Genomic DNA, 15,607 nt, shown 5'->3' with positions numbered 1-15,607 from the left:
CCAAGCTAGAAATTACATCCAACTCTACCGCGCCGCTCCAAAAACGATCGGCGGAAATATGAAAATTCTCCATTTCAAGGTTTTTCAGCAGACTGTTAGACCCTGATGATCCAGCATTCCGTTTGTTCACGATCCGACTCCGCTCCGTTCTCAAAGCACGAATCGGCACCCCAAAAATCGACAGCGGCCAAGTCTTAACGCAGCGTTTCACGCGCGCGAGTTAGTCGTGCATTCAGCGTCGCGAGCGCAGGCCTAAGCCTGTACGCATCGATCGCGGCGTTCGAGAGCAGCAATCTACGCCGCTCCCTCCGCAGCATCATGCGGTCGATCCTGTTCAGGATGAAGCGGGCTGAATCCTTGTGCTCGCCCATGAGCAGACCGGACCGGACCGGTCAAGATATTTCCAGGCGATCTCGAAAGACTGCGCGCGCAATTCGGGGTCTGTCATTTCCGGCCAACGTCGACACGAAACAGACGTTCCTATCCGCCCTCCAGCCGCAGCGACCAGCCGCGCGACGAATTTCGAGGCGGTGTGGAACGAGATTCAGACCACGCGGTTGGATCGAACGAAACAGAGTGGTGCCGACCTGCCTGCCCGGTCGGCTTTGAAGCGCCCCGTGCTTGTCCCCCGAGCACGGGGCTTTCTCATGACTGGTGCCAAGACCCGAACTGGGCGAACGTGTCTGTTAGACGAAAAATCAGCCCCTTCGCTCGTCGTCGCGCCGATCGCGAGCGAGCCGATGCCAGGCCAGCGCCAGCTCGATGAGCCGTTGCCGGTCGGGGCCTTCGGACGCCGCAGCGCGCTTCATCGCCGCCTCGGCTTCATGCTGTGGGTCGTACCTGGTACACATGTGACCAAGTTTAGCCAGCCGATCTGGACAAGTGCGTGGCAATTTCGTCCGTATGATTGCGGAGGTCGAAAGTCACATCGGAGCGGGCTTCCGCACGATGTTACCGCGACGAATTTGACGCGCGACCGGGCACCCGCGAGCTCCATTTTGGCTGACGACGTCAGGTCAGACGCGCCAGACCTGATCGCACTGGTCATCGTGTTCTGAGCGCCCTGCGCCACAAACCGGCCGGTTTTGATTCTGGCGATCTGTGAATTGCATCACAGCAGAGTTCCGGCGCGTTCGCTAAACAGTGCCTTACGCGCCGCAAGAACGCGACACGGGAAGGATGGCTGTTCGCCTCATGACACAAAAGGCCGAAGCCGCAGCACAGGCTGAGGCATCATCGCGCAAGACCGACCCGTTAGGTCTCGTGCTTCTCGCCACCATCGTCCTGGTGATGACGGCATGGATCGGCGGCCTGGTCTGGGCCGCGATGGCGTTCCTGACTTGGCTCGTCTCCTGAGCGCAACGCGATCGCACGCGCTAAAACAGGTAGTGCACCAGTTGCGCCGCCTTGATCCCTCCGCAGACGATCATGGCCCAAAGCGCCAGGCTGATCTGGATCGCATCCAGCATGTTCCAATCCCCGCGACTCACGTCTCCGTTTTATGTTTGATCAAGGCGCGTTGCGGCAGCGAGCGCCACAGAAAAGTTGGGGCAGTTGTCGTGCGTCGCCGCAACGTTGTCAGATTGCGTCTCCACACAGCAGCCAACGCAAATGAGGCGGGCACCGGGCCCGCCTCATGTCGGATGCCGCTTTGAGCGGTTCAGTAGCAGGCGCGCGGGTCGGCCTGCACATATTGGCCGCTCGGATAGCGGTAATAGCAATTGCCCTGGGCCAGATAGTAGCCCGGGCGCGAAGCGGCGGTGGCGCCGGCGATCGCTCCGGTGGCCCCACCGATCACGGCACCTGCGGCCGCACCCGTGGCATTGCCGGAAATCAGGCCGCCAAGCACGCCGCCAACGATGGCCCCGCCGAGCGCGCTCGCACCGGGATCCGCCGGCGGAGGTGGAGGCGGCGGTTCATAGGCGACCGGCGGACCCGGCGGTGCATAGGCCACCGGCACGTCGTCGATATAGTCTTCTGAGATGTAGGCCGGCGGACCGTCCATTCGCTGCGGATAATAGTACCAGACGCCGCCGACGTCCCACCACCAGCCGGGGCGGCCATTGTGGACCTCGTGGCGCCAGCGTCCACCGTCCCAGGCGAGATTGCCGCGATAGGCGTGCCCGCCCCAATCGCGGGCCGGCGCGGGGCCGCGTACCATGTGGCGACCGGGTCCGGGCGGCGGACCACCGGCATTACGCGGGCCGGGACCATGCGGGCCGGGGCCTGCTCCCGGAGCCACGTGGGCCTGACCGCCCGGCTGAGGCCCGGGTCGCGCTGCCTGCTGCGGTGGCGGGCCCTTGCGCATGTTCTGATTGGCCGGAGGCGGCGCGCCGGCGCCCTGCCCGGGCGGATGGCCTTCGTGCCTTGGCGGCCCTGCGTCCTGCGCCTGCGCAGACAGCGCCAGCAACGACATGGCCGAAACCATGGGAATGATGATCTTCATGCGGCTGGACGCACTCATTGGTGCCTACCCCTCAACGTTCGCAATTGCCGTGGTCCATGCGCGATAGACGATTCGGGTCGCGCTTGGCTGATGTCGGCTGGCATAACTGACCTGCCAAAGTGATCGGCCAGGCGAGCTATGTCCCGTTACAAATGATTAAGATCACGGCAATTTTTCGTCTGGACGTGCCGCGAGATATGTCTAGCGGGCCGGCTCGATCACATTGCAATTGCTCCGCCCGGACATCACGCAATCCTGCATCTTGCTGGCGGCGGTGAGGTCACGCGCGAGCCACAGCCCGACGCCGAGCATGACGGCGGCAATGATCAGGCCCGCGATCGCGCCGCGACGACTGTCGCCGGATTGGGGTTTTGGCGGCGCGCTGGGCTTGTTGGTAGGACCCGGAGGCTTGGACTCAGGCTTGGACATGGGGACCTTGTCGCTTGGTGAGGCCCTTTATCACCTCCGCGACGTCGCGTCACATCCGCTCGGCCCGCCGCCGCTCAGCCCTTGGTCGGCCTCAGCGCCACCTTGCGCGAGGTCTCGACCGCCGGGACTGCCCGCTGCACGCGCGGCGCGCAGCTTGTCAGGATGAACGCCGTCTGGGTGCACTCCCACGCGGCCCCCAGAACGGTGCTCTCGATGGGCTGCGGGCGGGCGGCCAACAGCACCGCGCCCGCGACAGCCACTGTTGCGACTGTGATTGCAAGGGCCTTCAGGCTCAGCCGGAAAAAGATCATGCCCGTGCTCCGTCTCGTATCGGGGCGGACGCTAGGCGCCGCCGCTGGGTGCCCTTATGAGGGGCATCACAATTCGGCAGTTTTTCCGGGCTACGAAGGATCGGCTGGTCCAGCGATTTTCGTTGACCTGATCGGCTGCGATTATGGGTGGCTTCGCGACGCGCGCCGATGTACACGCATGTTGCGTCGCGTGGTGCCTGCTTGTGCCCAGCCGACGTACCAACGGGCTTTGATGTAGGATTGAAAGCGAGGAAGACAAGGTACGTCGATGAGTGGATTCAGGGAACCAGGATTCTCCGACCGGCAAAAGGCCGCGCAGGAAGCACGCAAAAATCTTTTGAATAAATTCAAGTCGCAGCCGGGGCATGACGATCCCGCTGTCGCGGCGAAGCGCGCCGAGCGCGAGGCCCTTGCGGCCAAGCGGGCCGAGGCGAAGGCTTCGCGCGAGGCGGAAAAGGCCGAGCAGAAGCGCCGCGATGAAGAAGCCGCAGCGCTCGAAACCGCGCGGATCGCCCGCGAGGCGGAAGAAATCGCGGCAAAGGCAGCTGAGCACGAGGCCGATCAAAAGGCCAAACGCGACGCCCGCTATGCCGCTCGCAAGGCCAAGCGGAAGTAGCGCTCAAATCAAATTGAACTGAGGTACGCCTCGGCTCATTCGCCATTCTGGAAATGGTCCCACCGGGGCGCGCTTGACTGCGCGGCCCCGATGGTCGGCTGAGAACGAAATCCGATTCGTGACGATTGGCGGAAGATCAGTTCTTCTTCTTCATGCCGTCGTCTTTCTTCATGCCATCCTTCGACATCGTGTCCTTCTTCATGCCGTCGTCCTTCGACATGGTGTCTTTCTTCATGCCGTCCTTGGACATCGTGTCCTTTTTCATCATGCCGTCGTCCTTGCCCATCTTGTCCTGGGCGAAAGCGGCCGGCGACAGCGCGAGGCCAAGCGAGAGAGCGGCAGCCGAGACGCCGAGCACGATGCGGGTGCGAATGGTCATGAGAAATCTTCCCTTCGAGATGATGTTTGTCAGCGACGGACGCCGCTACCTCATCTCGACGGATTGCGAGCCCGCGTTGTTACACTGCCGTCGATAAATTCCTGCGGGTCTGCCGACCTCGACCATTCGGAGGAGCTTCGCGCGGCCTGATGGGCACCGGAAGTGTGCAGCGCAACAAGGCCGGCCCTTGCCGCGGCATTGGGTCTCGAACTATGAGACTAGAGAAGTTCGGGTGAAAGACCGGCTAGGATGGGCCTCCGCGCCGGTCTCAAAGACCTACCCAGATCACACCAACAAGAACCTCCAAAGAACCGTTCAAGGGGATCAAGTCATGTTCACGCGTCGTCACCTGCTCGCGACCGCCGTCGCCGCACCCGCCATTCTCCGCTTCGGTATCGGCACCGCGCATGCCGCAACCACGCTGAAGATCTCGCACCAATTCCCCGGCGGCACCATCGACAAGGGTGATTTCCGCGATCGGCTGTGCCGCATGTTCGCCGCCGAAGTCGCCAAGCGCAGCAATGGCGACATCGCGGCTGAAATCTATCCGAACTCGTCGCTGATCAAGACCAACGCGCAGTTCTCCGCGATGCGCAAGGGCGCGCTCGACATCTCGCTCTATCCGATGCCCTATGCCGGCGGCGAATTGCCGGAGACCAATATCGGCCTGATGCCCGGCCTCGTCACGACCTACGACCAGGGCATGCGCTGGAAGAAGGAGCCGGTCGGCAAGGCCCTGACCGACTTCCTCGCTGACAAGGGCATCATCCTTTTGAGCTGGGTGTGGCAGGCCGGCGGCGTCGCCAGCCGCTCCAAGCCGATCGTGTCGCCGGAAGATGCCAAGGGCATGAAGGTGCGCGGCGGCTCGCGCGAGATGGACATGGTACTGCAGACTGCCGGCGCCTCGGTGCTGTCGGTGCCCTCGAACGAAATCTACGCGGCGATGCAGACCGGGGCGTGCGACGCCGGCATCACCTCCTCCACCAGCCTGATCTCGTTCCGCCTCGAAGAGGTCGCGAAGTCGCTGACCTCGGGCGCGGGCGCGTCCTACTGGTTCATGCTCGAGCCGCTGATGATGTCGAAGGCGATTTTCGACAAACTGCCGAAGAACCAGCAGGACATCCTGCTCGCCGTCGGCCAAGAGCTCGAGGCCTTCGGCCGCAAGGGCGCGCAGGATGACGATGTCGAAGTCGCCAAGGTCTATGAGAAGGCCGGCGCCAAGGTCTCGGCGCTCGATGCCGCGACCGTCGGCAAGTGGCGCGACATCGCCCGCGACACCGCGTGGAAGGATTACGGCGCCAAGACCGCGACCGCCGCGAACCTTTTGAAGCTCGCCACCGACGTCGCTGCATGAGCCACGGTCCGCTGAGGGATCGTGACGACACGGCGAATGCTGCCGCAAGGACCGGCCTTGCGGCGGCGCTCGATCGTGGCCTCGCCCTCCTCAACCGCATCATCGTCGTATTCGCCGCGATGGCACTGGTCGCGGCCTGCGCCATCCTGAGCTACAGCGTGTTGAGCCGCGCGTTGTTCAAGGCCGCCAATTACTGGCAGGACGAGGCCGCGGTGTTCCTGCTGGTCGGCGCTACCTTCATGACCGCGGCCTATGTGCAGCAGAACCGCGGCCATATCGGCATCGAGGCGTTCGTCGGCCTGCTGTCACCGCTGGCGAACCGGATCAGGCTCTGGTTCGTCGATGTCGTGACGTTCCTGTTCTGCGTGTTCTTCGCCTGGAAATCGTGGACGCTGGCCCATGAAGCCTATGTCGACGGCCAGGTTTCGAACTCGATGTGGTCGCCGCCCCTCGCCATTCCCTATTCGCTGATGGCGCTGGGCATGAGCCTGCTCTGTGTCCAGATCCTCGTGCAGCTTGCGCTGCCCTTCGCTGGAGCCAAGCGTCCATGAGCGTTTTCGGTGTCGGCCTCGCTTACGGGATCGCGACGCTGGTCGTGATGTTTTCGGGCATGCCGATTGCGTTCGCGCTCGGCGCCGTCGCGGTCGTGTTCATGGGCATCTACATGCCGACAGCGTCGCTGGATACGGTGACGCAGAACGTCTACGAGGAGATGGCCTCGATCACGCTGCTGTCGATCCCGCTCTTCATCCTGAAGGGCGCCGCGATCGGCAAGTCGCGCGCCGGCCAGGATCTCTATTCGGCGCTTCATGCCTGGCTGCATCGGGTGCCCGGTGGCCTCGGCGTCGCCAACGTCTTCGCCTGTGCGCTGTTTGCGGCGATGGCGGGCTCATCGCCCGCGACTTGTTCTGCGATCGGCTCGGCAGGCATCCCCGAGATGCGCAAGCGCGGCTATTCCGGCGGCTTTGCTGCCGGCATCATCGCCGCCGGCGGCACACTCGGCATTCTGCTTCCGCCTTCGATCACCATGATCCTGTTCGCGGTCGCGGCAGAGAAGTCGCTGGGACGCCTGTTCCTCGCCGGAATCGGCCCCGGCCTGCTGCTGGTCTCGCTGTTCGGCACCTATGCCGTGATCCGCTTCCGTCGGGAGTATGCCGCGGCTGAAGCGATCTACAAGAACGGCGGCCCGGAAGCGGCCATCCTCGCTCGCGACGAGTATACGCTCGCCGAGCGCTTCAACGTGTTGCCCCGCGTGATGCCGTTCGTGCTACTGCTCACTGGCGTCATGGCCGCGCTCTATGGCGGCTACGCCACGCCGTCGGAGACGGCCGGCCTCGGTGGCCTGCTGGCCTTGGCGCTGATCGCGGCGATCTACGGCGTGTGGCGGCCGGAAGACCTCGGCCCGATCATGAAATCGACGATCCGGGAATCGACCATGCTGATGATGATCATCGGCATGTCGCTGCTCTATTCCTACGTGATGAGCTATCTGCACATCTCGCAGTCGGCGGCCGAATCCGTCGTCGCGATGCATTTGCCGCGCTGGGGGCTGCTGTTTGCGATCCTCGTCATGGTCGTCGTGCTCGGCTTCTTCCTGCCGCCTGTCTCGATTATTCTCATGACCGCGCCGATCATCCTGCCGCCGCTCCGCGCCGCCAATTTCGACATCATCTGGTTCGGCGTCGTCATGACCATCGTGATGGAGATGGGGCTGATCCATCCCCCCGTCGGCCTCAACATCTTCGTCATCCGCAACGTCGCGCCGGACATTTCGTTGAGCGAAGTGATCTGGGGCACGCTGCCCTTCGTGCTGCTGATGATGGCCGCAGTGCTGCTGCTGTGTTTGGTTCCGGATATCTCGACTTGGTTGCCGAATTTGGTGATGGGACCGGACGGGAGCAGGTAGCGGCAATCGCAGCTGCCGTAGGGTGGGCAAAGCGCAGCGTGCCCACGCATTTTTCGCGATCGAAAGAGATGGTGGGCACGGCGCTGGTGCGCCTTTGCCCACCCTACGAGACCGCCCGCTTCTTTTTTGCATTCAACGCGGATGCAACACGGCTCACCGGCGGCTTGCCCAGCACGCCGCTCATCGCGTTCGTCGCCGCCAGCAGCTTCTCCATATCGACCCCAGTCTTCACTCCCATGCCCTCGAGCATATAGACGACGTCCTCGGTTGCGACATTCCCTGTCGCACCCGGCGCGTAGGGACACCCGCCCAATCCGCCAGCGGCGGCATCGATGACGCGGACGCCCTCTTCCAGGCCGGCATAGAGATTGCCAAGCGCCTGGCCATAGGTGTCGTGGAAATGCATCGCGAGCTTTGCGGCGGGAATGTTGGCGGCAACCGCGCGCAGCATCTCCTTCGCCTTGACGGGCGTGCCGACGCCGATGGTGTCGCCGAGCGAGATCTCGTAGCAGCCGAGGTCCCAGAGCGTGTTGGCAAGATCGGCGACCGCCTTCGGCTTGATCTCGCCGTCAAAGGGACAGCCGAGCACGCAGGAGATATAGCCGCGCACCTTCACGCCATCGGCCCTGGCGCGCGCCAGCACCGGCTTGAACCTTTCGATGGACTCCGCGACCGTGCAATTGATGTTGGCGCGCGAAAAGCCTTCGGAAGCGGCGGCGAACACGGAGACCACTTTCGCACCCGCCGCGCGCGCAGCGTCATAGCCCTTCTCGTTCGGCACCAGCACATGGAATTCGGCGCCCTGCACATGGCTCACGCCGCGCAGCACGGCATCCGAGCTTGCCATTTGCGGGATCGCCTTGGGTGACACGAAGGCGCCGATCTCGACCGTATCGAGTCCGGCTCCGACCAGCGCCTCGATGAAGCTGATGCGGGCATCGGCGCTCACGGGCGTCTTCTCGTTCTGGAGGCCGTCGCGCGGCCCCATTTCAATGATGCGGACGGGATCGCCCATGTTACTCTCCCGACGGTTCGACCACGGCGAGCTCGACGCCTTCCTGAACGATGTCGCCAACCTTGCATTTGATCGACTTCAGCACGCCGGCATAGGGCGCGCGCAGCGTCTGCTCCATCTTCATCACTTCCAGCGTGAGGATCGGCGCGCCCTTCTCGAGCGTCGCCCCCTCCTCGGCCAGCACCGCGACGACCGTGCCCGGCAACGGTGCTGCGATCTTGTCCGCGCCGGCCTGCTCCTCGCTCTCGCCACCGAACGGATCGACCCAGTGGAGGTCGAAACGGCCATTGCGTGTGCGCAAATAGAGTTCGTGGCCGTCGATCACGGCGGCGACGAAGGATTTGACGCCGTTGAGCGTCAGATCAAAGCCGCCATCCTTCGGCGTCATCGTGAACGCCAGCTCGCGTTCGCCCACGACGATTGTCGACGGACCGCTACCATAGTTCAGAATGATCTCCTGCTCGGGACCATGGCCGACCCGGAAGGCAAAACTGCGCTGACGTCGCCCGACCGGCATCCAGCCAAAGGTCTGCCAAGGAGAATTTAGAGGCGAATTCGCCTCCCCTTGCGCGGCTTGCCGCTCGTCGTTGACGATCGCGGCCACTGCGGCGCACAGCTCGAGCTCGCCGGGAGCCGGCGCCGTTGAGGTCAGGGCCGCCAGCTCGCGCTCGATGAAGCCCGTGTCGATCGCATTCGCCCGCACCTTCGGATGCGTGATCAGCGCCGACAGGAACGGGATGTTGGTGACGATGCCGCGGACGTCTGAGTCTTCCAGCCCGCGGTTGAGCCGGTCGATCGCAACATCGCGCGTCGGCGCCCAGGCGATCATCTTTGCCAGCATGGCGTCGTAATACGGCGAGACACTATCGCCCTCGCGATAGCCGGCGTCGATGCGCAAGCCGCCAGTCTCGGCCGGAAGTCGCCAGGTCGAGATTTTGCCGACCGAGGGCATGAAATTCCTGGTCGGGTTCTCGGCATAGACGCGGGCCTCAACGGCGTGGCCGTTGAGCTTGATCTCGTCCTGCTTCAGCGGCAGCGCCTCGCCGAAGGCGACGCGCAGCTGCCATTCCACGAGGTCGATGCCGGTGATCAGCTCGGTCACGGGGTGCTCGACCTGGAGGCGCGTGTTCATCTCGATGAAGAACACGTCTTTGCCGTCGGAGACGAACTCGATGGTGCCGGCACCCACGTAGTTCACCGCGCCCGCTGCCTTTCGCGCGGCGGCGCAGACCGTCTCGCGCTGAGCGGCATTGAGCGTCGGCGACGGCGCCTCCTCGATCACCTTCTGGTGCCGACGCTGCAGCGTGCATTCGCGCTCGAACAGCGATAGCAGATTGCCGTGGCTGTCGCCGATGATCTGCACTTCGATGTGGCGGGGGTTGTCGACGTACTTTTCAATCAGCATACGGTCGTCGCCGAACGCGGCCTTGGCTTCGCGTTTGGCGCTGACGATCGCAGGCCCGAGCTCTTCCGCGGACCGCACGACGCGCATGCCGCGGCCACCGCCGCCGGCTGACGCTTTCACCAGCACGGGAAAACCGACCTTCTCGGCCGCCTTCGCCAGCGTCGCCTCGTCCTGGGCCTCACCGTGATAGCCCGGCACCAGCGGCACGCCCGCCTTTTCCATCAGCGCCTTCGAGCCGGACTTCGAGCCCATCGCATTCATCATCTCCGCGGTCGGGCCGACGAAGACGAGCCCCGCATCGAAGCAGGCTTGCGCGAATTCGGCATTTTCCGACAGGAAGCCGTAGCCGGGATGCACGGCCTCGGCGCCGGTCTTGCGGGCGGCCTCGATCAAGCGCTCGACACTGAGATAACTGTCGCGGGCGCGCGCAGGCCCAAGCAGCACGGCCTCATCGGCAAGCGCGACATGCATCGCGTCGCGGTCGGCCTCGGAATAGACCGCGACGGTGCGCAGCCCCATGGCGCGCGCGGTGCGGATGACGCGGCAGGCGATCTCACCGCGGTTGGCGATCAGGAGCGTGCGAAAACGGCGGTAGAGCTTTGAACGGTCCATCGCATCACATCCTGAACAGGCCGAATTTCGTCGGTTCGATCGGTGCGTTTGACGCCGCCGAGAGGCCAAGGCCGAGCACGAGGCGCGTGTCAGCCGGGTCGATCACGCCGTCGTCCCAGAGGCGCGCGGTCGCGTAATACGGATGCCCCTGGCTCTCATATTGGTCGCGGATCGGTTTGCGGAATGTGTCTTCCTCCTCCTTCGACCAGCTATCGCCCTTGGCCTCGATATTGTCGCGCCGGACCTGGCTCAGCACCATCGAAGCCTGCTCGCCACCCATCACCGAGATGCGCGCGTTCGGCCACATCCAGAGGAAGCGGGGTGAATAGGCGCGGCCGCACATGCCGTAATTGCCGGCACCATAGGAGCCACCGATCACCATGGTGAACTTTGGCACCGAGGCGGTCGCAACCGCCGTCACCAGCTTTGCGCCGTCGCGCGCGATGCCGCCGGCCTCGTATTTCTTGCCGACCATGAAGCCGGTGATGTTCTGCAGGAAAACAAGCGGAATGCCGCGCTGGCAGCACAGCTCGATGAAATGCGCACCCTTCAGCGAACTCTCGCTGAAAAGAATGCCGTTGTTGGCGATGATGCCGACCGGATAGCCCCAGATATGGGCGAAGCCGCACACCAGCGTCGTGCCATAAAGCTTCTTGAACTCGTCGAATTCGGAACCGTCGACCACGCGCGCGATGATGTCCCGTACATCGAACGGCTTGCGGCCGTCGACAGGCACCACGCCGTAAATCTCCTCCGCTGCAAACAGCGGATCGCGCGGCGCATGCATATTGAGGTTCGGCCGCGTCGACGGCTTCAGCGTGCCGACGATGCGCCGGGCGATGCCGATCGCGTGCGCATCGTTCTGGGCGTAGTGATCTGTCACGCCCGACTGCCGCGAATGCACATCGGCGCCGCCAAGCTCCTCGGCGCTCACGACCTCGCCGGTCGCGGCCTTCACCAGCGGCGGGCCGCCGAGGAAGATGGTGCCCTGATTGCGCACGATGATGCTCTCGTCCGACATCGCCGGAACATAGGCGCCGCCGGCGGTGCAGGATCCCATCACGATCGCGACCTGCGGAATGCCTTGCGACGACATCTGCGCCTGGTTGTAGAAGATCCGGCCGAAATGGCGCTCGTCCGGAAAGATCTCGTCCTGCAGCGGCAGGAAGGCGCCGCCGGAATCGACCATGTAGACGCAGGGAAGATTGTTCTGCCGCGCGATGTCCTGCGCGCGCAGATGCTTCTTCACGGTCATGGGATAATAGGTGCCGCCCTTGATGGTCGCGTCGTTGGCGACGATCACGCATTCGCGGCCGGAGATGCGTCCCACGCCGGTGACGATGCTCGCCGAATGCACGTCGCCGCCATAGAGCCCGTGGGCCGCCAGCGGCGACAGCTCCAGGAACGAGGTGCCGGGATCGACCAGCAGATCGACCCGCTCACGCGCCAGCATCTTGCCGCGCGACGTGTGTCGGTTGCGCGAGGCCTCGCCGCCGCCACCGGCAACCTGGCTGAGCTTTTCGCGCAAGTCCGCGACGAGCGCGCGCATGGATTCGCTGTTGCGCGCAAAATCAGATGAAGACGGATCGATACTGGAATGGAGCGGCATGTGGTCCCGCGTTTCTTCTGACGTGGTTGCGTGGAGGGTTTAAGCCGTTTCCGCCATCAGCTCGCGGCCGATCAGCATGCGCCGCACTTCGGACGTCCCCGCGCCGATCTCGTAAAGCTTGGCGTCGCGCCAGAGGCGGCCGACCGGAAATTCGCTGGTGTAGCCGACACCGCCGAGCGCCTGGATCGCCTCGCCTGCCATCCACGTCGCCTTTTCCGCGGAATAGAGGATCGCAGCGGCCGAATCCTTGCGCAGCGTGCGCGCGTGATCCGCGCGGTCGCAGGCGCGCCCCACAGCGTAGACATAGGCGCGCGTGGCCTGCCAGGTCGAATACATATCGGCGAGCTTGCCCTGCATCAGCTGGAAGTCGCCGATCGGCTGGCCGAACTGCTTGCGCTCGTGCATGTAGGGCACCACCGCGTCCATGCAGGCCGCCATGATCCCGAGCGGGCCGCCGGAGAGCACCGCGCGCTCATAATCGAGGCCGGACATCAGCACCTTGGTGCCCTCGCCCACCTTGCCGAGCACGTTCTCCTCCGGCACCTCGCAGTCGTCGAAGAACAGCGGATAGGTGTTGGAGCCGCGCATGCCGAGCTTGTCGAGATGCTGGCCATGGGTGAAACCCTTGAAGCCTTTTTCGATCAGGAAAGCCGTCATGCCGCGCGGTCCGGCCTCCGGATCGGTCTTGGCGTAGACGACGAGCACGTCGGCATCGCCGCCATTGGTGATCCACATCTTCGAGCCGTTCAGCACATAGCGGTCGCCGCGCTTGTCGGCGCGCAGCTTCATCGACACGACGTCGGACCCAGCGCCCGGCTCGGACATCGCGAGCGCGCCGACATATTCGCCGGAGATCAGCTTTGGCAGATAGCGCTCACGCTGCGCATCGTTGCCGTTGCGGCGGATCTGGTTGACGCAGAGGTTGGAATGGGCGCCGTAGGAGAGCCCAACGGCGGCCGAGCCACGCGAAATCTCCTCCATGGCGACGACGTGGGCGAGATAGCCCATGTCGGAACCGCCATATTGCTCCGGCGCTGTCATGCCGAGCAGGCCGAGGTCGCCAAAACGCTTCCAGAGATCGGCCGGGAACAGATTGGCCTTCTCGACCTCAGCAGCGCGCGGGGCGACCTCTGCTTCCACGAAGGCGCGCACGGTGTCGCGCAGCATGCTGACGTCTTCGCCCAGATCGAAATCGATGCTCGGGATGTTCAAGGCGATTCCTCCAGATTCCCTGCGAATTCTTATCTGCCCCGAACCTACCTCCGCCCGAGGTCCGTGGCGGTCGAAAAGGTTGCATTTTCCGCCAAGTTTGGCGAGGATTTTCCAAAGGACTTTCGATGCCTTTCCAAGCCGCGACCGCCACGCCCCGCCGCGCCATGACCCCCGCCGCCTTCGTCCGCGGCGTGGTCGCGGCCTATGCCCGCTACGGACGGGATCCGGCTGAGGCGCTCAGCAAGGGCCAGGTCCTGTCCGACCTGATCGGATCGACCGACGGGCGGGTCACGGCGGCGCAGTTCGAGGCGCTGGCGGGCCACGCAATGCGCGAGCTCGACGACGAGGCGCTCGGCTGGTTTTCGCGGAAGCTGCCTTGGGGCACTTACGGCATGCTGTGCCGTGCCTCGATCACCGCGCCCACCCTCGAGGTCGCGCTAAAGCGCTGGTGCCGGCATCATCGCCTGCTGACGGAAGACGTGCTGTTCGAGCTTGCGGTCAGCGGCGAGACCGCGACCATTTCCATTCGCGAGCAGCGCGATCTCGGGCCGCTGCGCGAGTTCTGCCTCGTCACCCTGCTCCGCTATGTGCTCGGCTTCTCCTGCTGGGCGGTCGATTCCGCGATCGCACTGCGCGCAGCGGAGTTTCCCTATCCCGAGCCTGGACACGTCTCGGTCTATCCGACCATCTTCTGCAAGCACGTCCGCTTCGACGCAGGCGATGCCCGCATCATCTTCGACAAGCATTATCTCTCGCTGCCGCTCACCCGCAGCGCCGCCGATCTCGACAGCATGCTCAAGGGCGCGCTGCGGCTGACCGTGCTGCCCTATCGCCGCGATCGTTTGCTGGTCGAGCGTGTCAGGCGCGTGCTCCGCGAGGCGCGCGGCCGCATTCTCGGCGCGGAGGATGTCGCAAGCGAACTCGCGCTCTCCACCCGCACCATGCACCGCCGCCTGCGCGAAGAGGCCACCTCGCTGCGCGACCTCAAGGAGGAAGCAAAGCTCGAGCTTGCCAAGCAGGAGCTGATGCGCGGCCGTACCCCGATCAAGCGGATCGCGGAGATCGCCGGCTTCCGCAACGAGAAGAGTTTTTCGCGGGCTTTTCGCAGCTGGACCGGCGCCAGCCCGCGCGAGTTTCGCGGGCGGTATCGTTGAAACGCGCAGACGCGCAGCCCTTATCCTGCCGACGCAGCCGCGAGCTCCTCCAGCGGCAGCGGCACGTCCTTCGCAACGCCCAGTACGGGAAAGCTGCGGACGTTCTTCACGTTTGGCATCGCGGCGAAATGCAGGAGCTGCTGGCGCATGCTCTCGACGCTCGGCGCCACGCATTTCAAGAGGTAGTCGGTGTCGCCCGAAATGCGCCAGCATTGCTGGATGCGCGGGATCGCAGCGATCGAACCCTCGAACGCCTCCAACACCGGCTGGGCCTGGCTGCCAAGCTGGATCGAGACGAACGACACCACCTCATAGCCGAGCAGCCGCTCGTCGATGACGGCGCGCACCGCGCGGATCACGCCGCGACTGAACAGCGATTTCAGCCGTCGCAGGCAGTTGGGCGCAGACACACCGACGCGCAGCGCCAGCTCGTTGTTGCGAACCCGCCCATCCTGCTGCAGCTCGGAGAGTATCTTCAGATCGATGCCGTCGAGCTGGTCACGCCCGGCCATCCCCCCACCTCGTCATGGTCCCATCATGCGGGCCAGCGAAGCACGCGGCGATTTTGATGCCAAGGGCTGGTCAGAAGGACGGCCGAAGGGAAACCCTTAATGCGTCCAGGGCTCGCCGCGGCGAAAGGAGAAATTGTCGGCATACGCGACCTGGCGGTGCAGCGATTCCTTCGGCTCGATCACCTGGTAGGCGATGCCCTTGCGCTCGCAATAGGCGACCGCCTCGTCCTTGGTGTGGAAGCGCAGCGTGATCTGCTGCTTCATGTCGCCGGACGAGGTCCATCCCATCAGCGGCTCGACCGCGCGCGGCTGCTCCGGCTCGTAGTCGAGCTGCCATTCCTTGGTCTTGGACCGGCCGGATTGCATCGCGTTCTTGGCAGGCTTGAAAATGCGTGCGGTCATTGGCGGTCCGGCCTCTTGGTCTTTTCGTTCGATTTTAATGCGTCACGGTAGCGATTGGTGGAAACCGCGGGCATAGTATAAAGACACCTTTCGGGAACTGATCGGTGATTCCGGGTCCCCCGGGGTGCCTCACCGACGGGTATAGTCATTATGCTGCACTGTGACAATCGCGTACCCGCATTCCGCCCGGGAATCCCGCCCGGCGGCCAAGCCTTGCCAACATTTGCCTCGCCGACATCAGCGTA

The 15,607-nt window shown here is 64.2% G+C and carries 16 protein-coding genes; 6 read left to right on the top strand and 10 right to left on the bottom strand.

Translation table 11 applies throughout. The features are described from left to right. Positions 1-1,194 precede the first annotated feature (1,194 nt). Entirely contained in the window at positions 1,195-1,356 is a 162-nt protein-coding gene (locus ABIA96_RS35015) for a hypothetical protein (protein WP_354141473.1), read from the top strand. 304 nt (positions 1,357-1,660) lie between these two features. On the opposite strand, the gene ABIA96_RS35010 is transcribed toward ABIA96_RS35015, so the two are convergent. The 3 genes from ABIA96_RS35010 to ABIA96_RS35000 all read right to left on the bottom strand — a co-directional run bounded on the left by ABIA96_RS35010 (position 1,661) and on the right by ABIA96_RS35000 (position 3,186). Then, positions 1,661-2,464, bottom strand: a complete 804-nt coding sequence (locus ABIA96_RS35010) for a hypothetical protein (protein ID WP_354141472.1) — start codon at positions 2,462-2,464, stop codon at positions 1,661-1,663. A gap of 183 nt (positions 2,465-2,647) precedes the next feature. Continuing rightward, positions 2,648-2,875: a hypothetical protein gene (locus tag ABIA96_RS35005; RefSeq protein ID WP_354141471.1), complete on the bottom strand. Its 228-nt coding sequence runs from the start codon at positions 2,873-2,875 to the stop codon at positions 2,648-2,650. A gap of 74 nt (positions 2,876-2,949) precedes the next feature. Beyond that, positions 2,950-3,186, bottom strand: coding sequence for a hypothetical protein (locus tag ABIA96_RS35000; RefSeq protein WP_354141470.1), 237 nt, complete (start codon positions 3,184-3,186; stop codon positions 2,950-2,952). 268 nt (positions 3,187-3,454) lie between these two features. Between ABIA96_RS35000 and ABIA96_RS34995 the strand changes: the two genes are divergently transcribed. After that, positions 3,455-3,802 (top strand): DUF6481 family protein, encoded by a 348-nt coding sequence (locus ABIA96_RS34995; protein WP_354141469.1) that lies wholly within the window; start codon positions 3,455-3,457, stop codon positions 3,800-3,802. A gap of 136 nt (positions 3,803-3,938) precedes the next feature. Here ABIA96_RS34995 and ABIA96_RS34990 read toward each other — a convergent pair whose 3' ends face one another. Next, positions 3,939-4,181 carry a pentapeptide MXKDX repeat protein gene (locus ABIA96_RS34990; RefSeq protein WP_354141468.1) on the bottom strand — a complete coding sequence of 81 codons (243 nt, stop codon included), beginning with the start codon at positions 4,179-4,181 and terminating at the stop codon, positions 3,939-3,941. Positions 4,182-4,512: 331 nt separating this feature from the next. Here ABIA96_RS34990 and ABIA96_RS34985 point away from each other — a divergent pair, with 331 nt between their 5' ends. From ABIA96_RS34985 to ABIA96_RS34975, 3 genes are read left to right on the top strand one after another with little or no spacing between them, the layout of a single operon-like run. Further along, positions 4,513-5,535: a TRAP transporter substrate-binding protein gene (locus tag ABIA96_RS34985; RefSeq protein ID WP_354141467.1), complete on the top strand. Its 1,023-nt coding sequence runs from the start codon at positions 4,513-4,515 to the stop codon at positions 5,533-5,535. After that, a complete protein-coding gene (locus ABIA96_RS34980; RefSeq protein ID WP_354141466.1) occupies positions 5,532-6,086 on the top strand; it encodes a TRAP transporter small permease in 555 nt (184 codons plus the stop codon). Before ABIA96_RS34985 ends, ABIA96_RS34980 begins: the two co-directional genes overlap by 4 nt. Then, positions 6,083-7,441, top strand: a complete 1,359-nt coding sequence (locus ABIA96_RS34975) for a TRAP transporter large permease (protein WP_354141465.1) — start codon at positions 6,083-6,085, stop codon at positions 7,439-7,441. Before ABIA96_RS34980 ends, ABIA96_RS34975 begins: the two co-directional genes overlap by 4 nt. Positions 7,442-7,544: 103 nt before the next feature. Here the strand turns inward: ABIA96_RS34975 and ABIA96_RS34970 are convergent, their stop codons facing one another. The 4 genes from ABIA96_RS34970 to ABIA96_RS34955 are packed head-to-tail and all read right to left on the bottom strand — an operon-like array spanning position 7,545 to position 13,249. Then, the gene (locus ABIA96_RS34970) at positions 7,545-8,456 is read right to left on the bottom strand and encodes a hydroxymethylglutaryl-CoA lyase (RefSeq protein ID WP_354141464.1); all 912 of its coding nucleotides are present in this window, start codon (positions 8,454-8,456) and stop codon (positions 7,545-7,547) included. A 1-nt stretch (position 8,457) separates the two neighbouring features. Beyond that, entirely contained in the window at positions 8,458-10,473 is a 2,016-nt protein-coding gene (locus ABIA96_RS34965; protein WP_354141463.1) for an acetyl/propionyl/methylcrotonyl-CoA carboxylase subunit alpha, read from the bottom strand. A gap of 4 nt (positions 10,474-10,477) precedes the next feature. Next, the gene (locus tag ABIA96_RS34960) at positions 10,478-12,082 is read right to left on the bottom strand and encodes a carboxyl transferase domain-containing protein (protein ID WP_354141462.1); all 1,605 of its coding nucleotides are present in this window, start codon (positions 12,080-12,082) and stop codon (positions 10,478-10,480) included. Positions 12,083-12,121: 39 nt separating this feature from the next. After that, positions 12,122-13,249, bottom strand: a complete 1,128-nt coding sequence (locus tag ABIA96_RS34955; RefSeq protein WP_502918882.1) for an isovaleryl-CoA dehydrogenase — start codon at positions 13,247-13,249, stop codon at positions 12,122-12,124. A gap of 170 nt (positions 13,250-13,419) precedes the next feature. Between ABIA96_RS34955 and ABIA96_RS34950 the strand changes: the two genes are divergently transcribed. Further along, complete coding sequence (locus ABIA96_RS34950) at positions 13,420-14,448, top strand: AraC family transcriptional regulator (RefSeq protein ID WP_354141460.1); 1,029 nt, start codon at positions 13,420-13,422, stop codon at positions 14,446-14,448. Positions 14,449-14,468: 20 nt separating this feature from the next. On the opposite strand, the gene ABIA96_RS34945 is transcribed toward ABIA96_RS34950, so the two are convergent. Further along, positions 14,469-14,960 (bottom strand): Lrp/AsnC family transcriptional regulator, encoded by a 492-nt coding sequence (locus tag ABIA96_RS34945; protein ID WP_354141459.1) that lies wholly within the window; start codon positions 14,958-14,960, stop codon positions 14,469-14,471. Between the two features lie 96 nt (positions 14,961-15,056). After that, positions 15,057-15,362, bottom strand: a complete 306-nt coding sequence (locus ABIA96_RS34940) for an ETC complex I subunit (RefSeq protein WP_057754809.1) — start codon at positions 15,360-15,362, stop codon at positions 15,057-15,059. Positions 15,363-15,607 lie beyond the last annotated feature (245 nt).

This window comes from Bradyrhizobium sp. LB11.1 (assembly GCF_040549385.1).
GTDB lineage: Bacteria > Pseudomonadota > Alphaproteobacteria > Rhizobiales > Xanthobacteraceae > Bradyrhizobium.
The sequence above is the reverse complement of the archived record's forward strand: the minus strand, read 5'-3'. Positions and strand labels throughout refer to the sequence as shown.

What these genes read in the sequence shown, in the direction of transcription:
- ABIA96_RS35015 (WP_354141473.1), top strand. Translation starts at nt 1,195, where the DNA reads ATGACACAAAAGGCCGAAGCCGCAGCACAGGCTGAGGCATCATCGCGC.
- ABIA96_RS34955 (WP_502918882.1), bottom strand. Translation starts at nt 13,249, where the DNA reads ATGCTGCGCGACACCGTGCGCGCCTTCGTGGAAGCAGAGGTCGCCCCG.
- ABIA96_RS34985 (WP_354141467.1), top strand. Translation starts at nt 4,513, where the DNA reads ATGTTCACGCGTCGTCACCTGCTCGCGACCGCCGTCGCCGCACCCGCC.
- ABIA96_RS35010 (WP_354141472.1), bottom strand. Translation starts at nt 2,464, where the DNA reads ATGAGTGCGTCCAGCCGCATGAAGATCATCATTCCCATGGTTTCGGCC.
- ABIA96_RS34980 (WP_354141466.1), top strand. Translation starts at nt 5,532, where the DNA reads ATGAGCCACGGTCCGCTGAGGGATCGTGACGACACGGCGAATGCTGCC.
- ABIA96_RS34970 (WP_354141464.1), bottom strand. Translation starts at nt 8,456, where the DNA reads ATGGGCGATCCCGTCCGCATCATTGAAATGGGGCCGCGCGACGGCCTC.
- ABIA96_RS35005 (WP_354141471.1), bottom strand. Translation starts at nt 2,875, where the DNA reads ATGTCCAAGCCTGAGTCCAAGCCTCCGGGTCCTACCAACAAGCCCAGC.
- ABIA96_RS34960 (WP_354141462.1), bottom strand. Translation starts at nt 12,082, where the DNA reads ATGCCGCTCCATTCCAGTATCGATCCGTCTTCATCTGATTTTGCGCGC.
- ABIA96_RS34965 (WP_354141463.1), bottom strand. Translation starts at nt 10,473, where the DNA reads ATGGACCGTTCAAAGCTCTACCGCCGTTTTCGCACGCTCCTGATCGCC.
- ABIA96_RS34995 (WP_354141469.1), top strand. Translation starts at nt 3,455, where the DNA reads ATGAGTGGATTCAGGGAACCAGGATTCTCCGACCGGCAAAAGGCCGCG.
- ABIA96_RS34940 (WP_057754809.1), bottom strand. Translation starts at nt 15,362, where the DNA reads ATGACCGCACGCATTTTCAAGCCTGCCAAGAACGCGATGCAATCCGGC.
- ABIA96_RS34950 (WP_354141460.1), top strand. Translation starts at nt 13,420, where the DNA reads ATGCCTTTCCAAGCCGCGACCGCCACGCCCCGCCGCGCCATGACCCCC.
- ABIA96_RS34975 (WP_354141465.1), top strand. Translation starts at nt 6,083, where the DNA reads ATGAGCGTTTTCGGTGTCGGCCTCGCTTACGGGATCGCGACGCTGGTC.
- ABIA96_RS34990 (WP_354141468.1), bottom strand. Translation starts at nt 4,181, where the DNA reads ATGACCATTCGCACCCGCATCGTGCTCGGCGTCTCGGCTGCCGCTCTC.
- ABIA96_RS35000 (WP_354141470.1), bottom strand. Translation starts at nt 3,186, where the DNA reads ATGATCTTTTTCCGGCTGAGCCTGAAGGCCCTTGCAATCACAGTCGCA.
- ABIA96_RS34945 (WP_354141459.1), bottom strand. Translation starts at nt 14,960, where the DNA reads ATGGCCGGGCGTGACCAGCTCGACGGCATCGATCTGAAGATACTCTCC.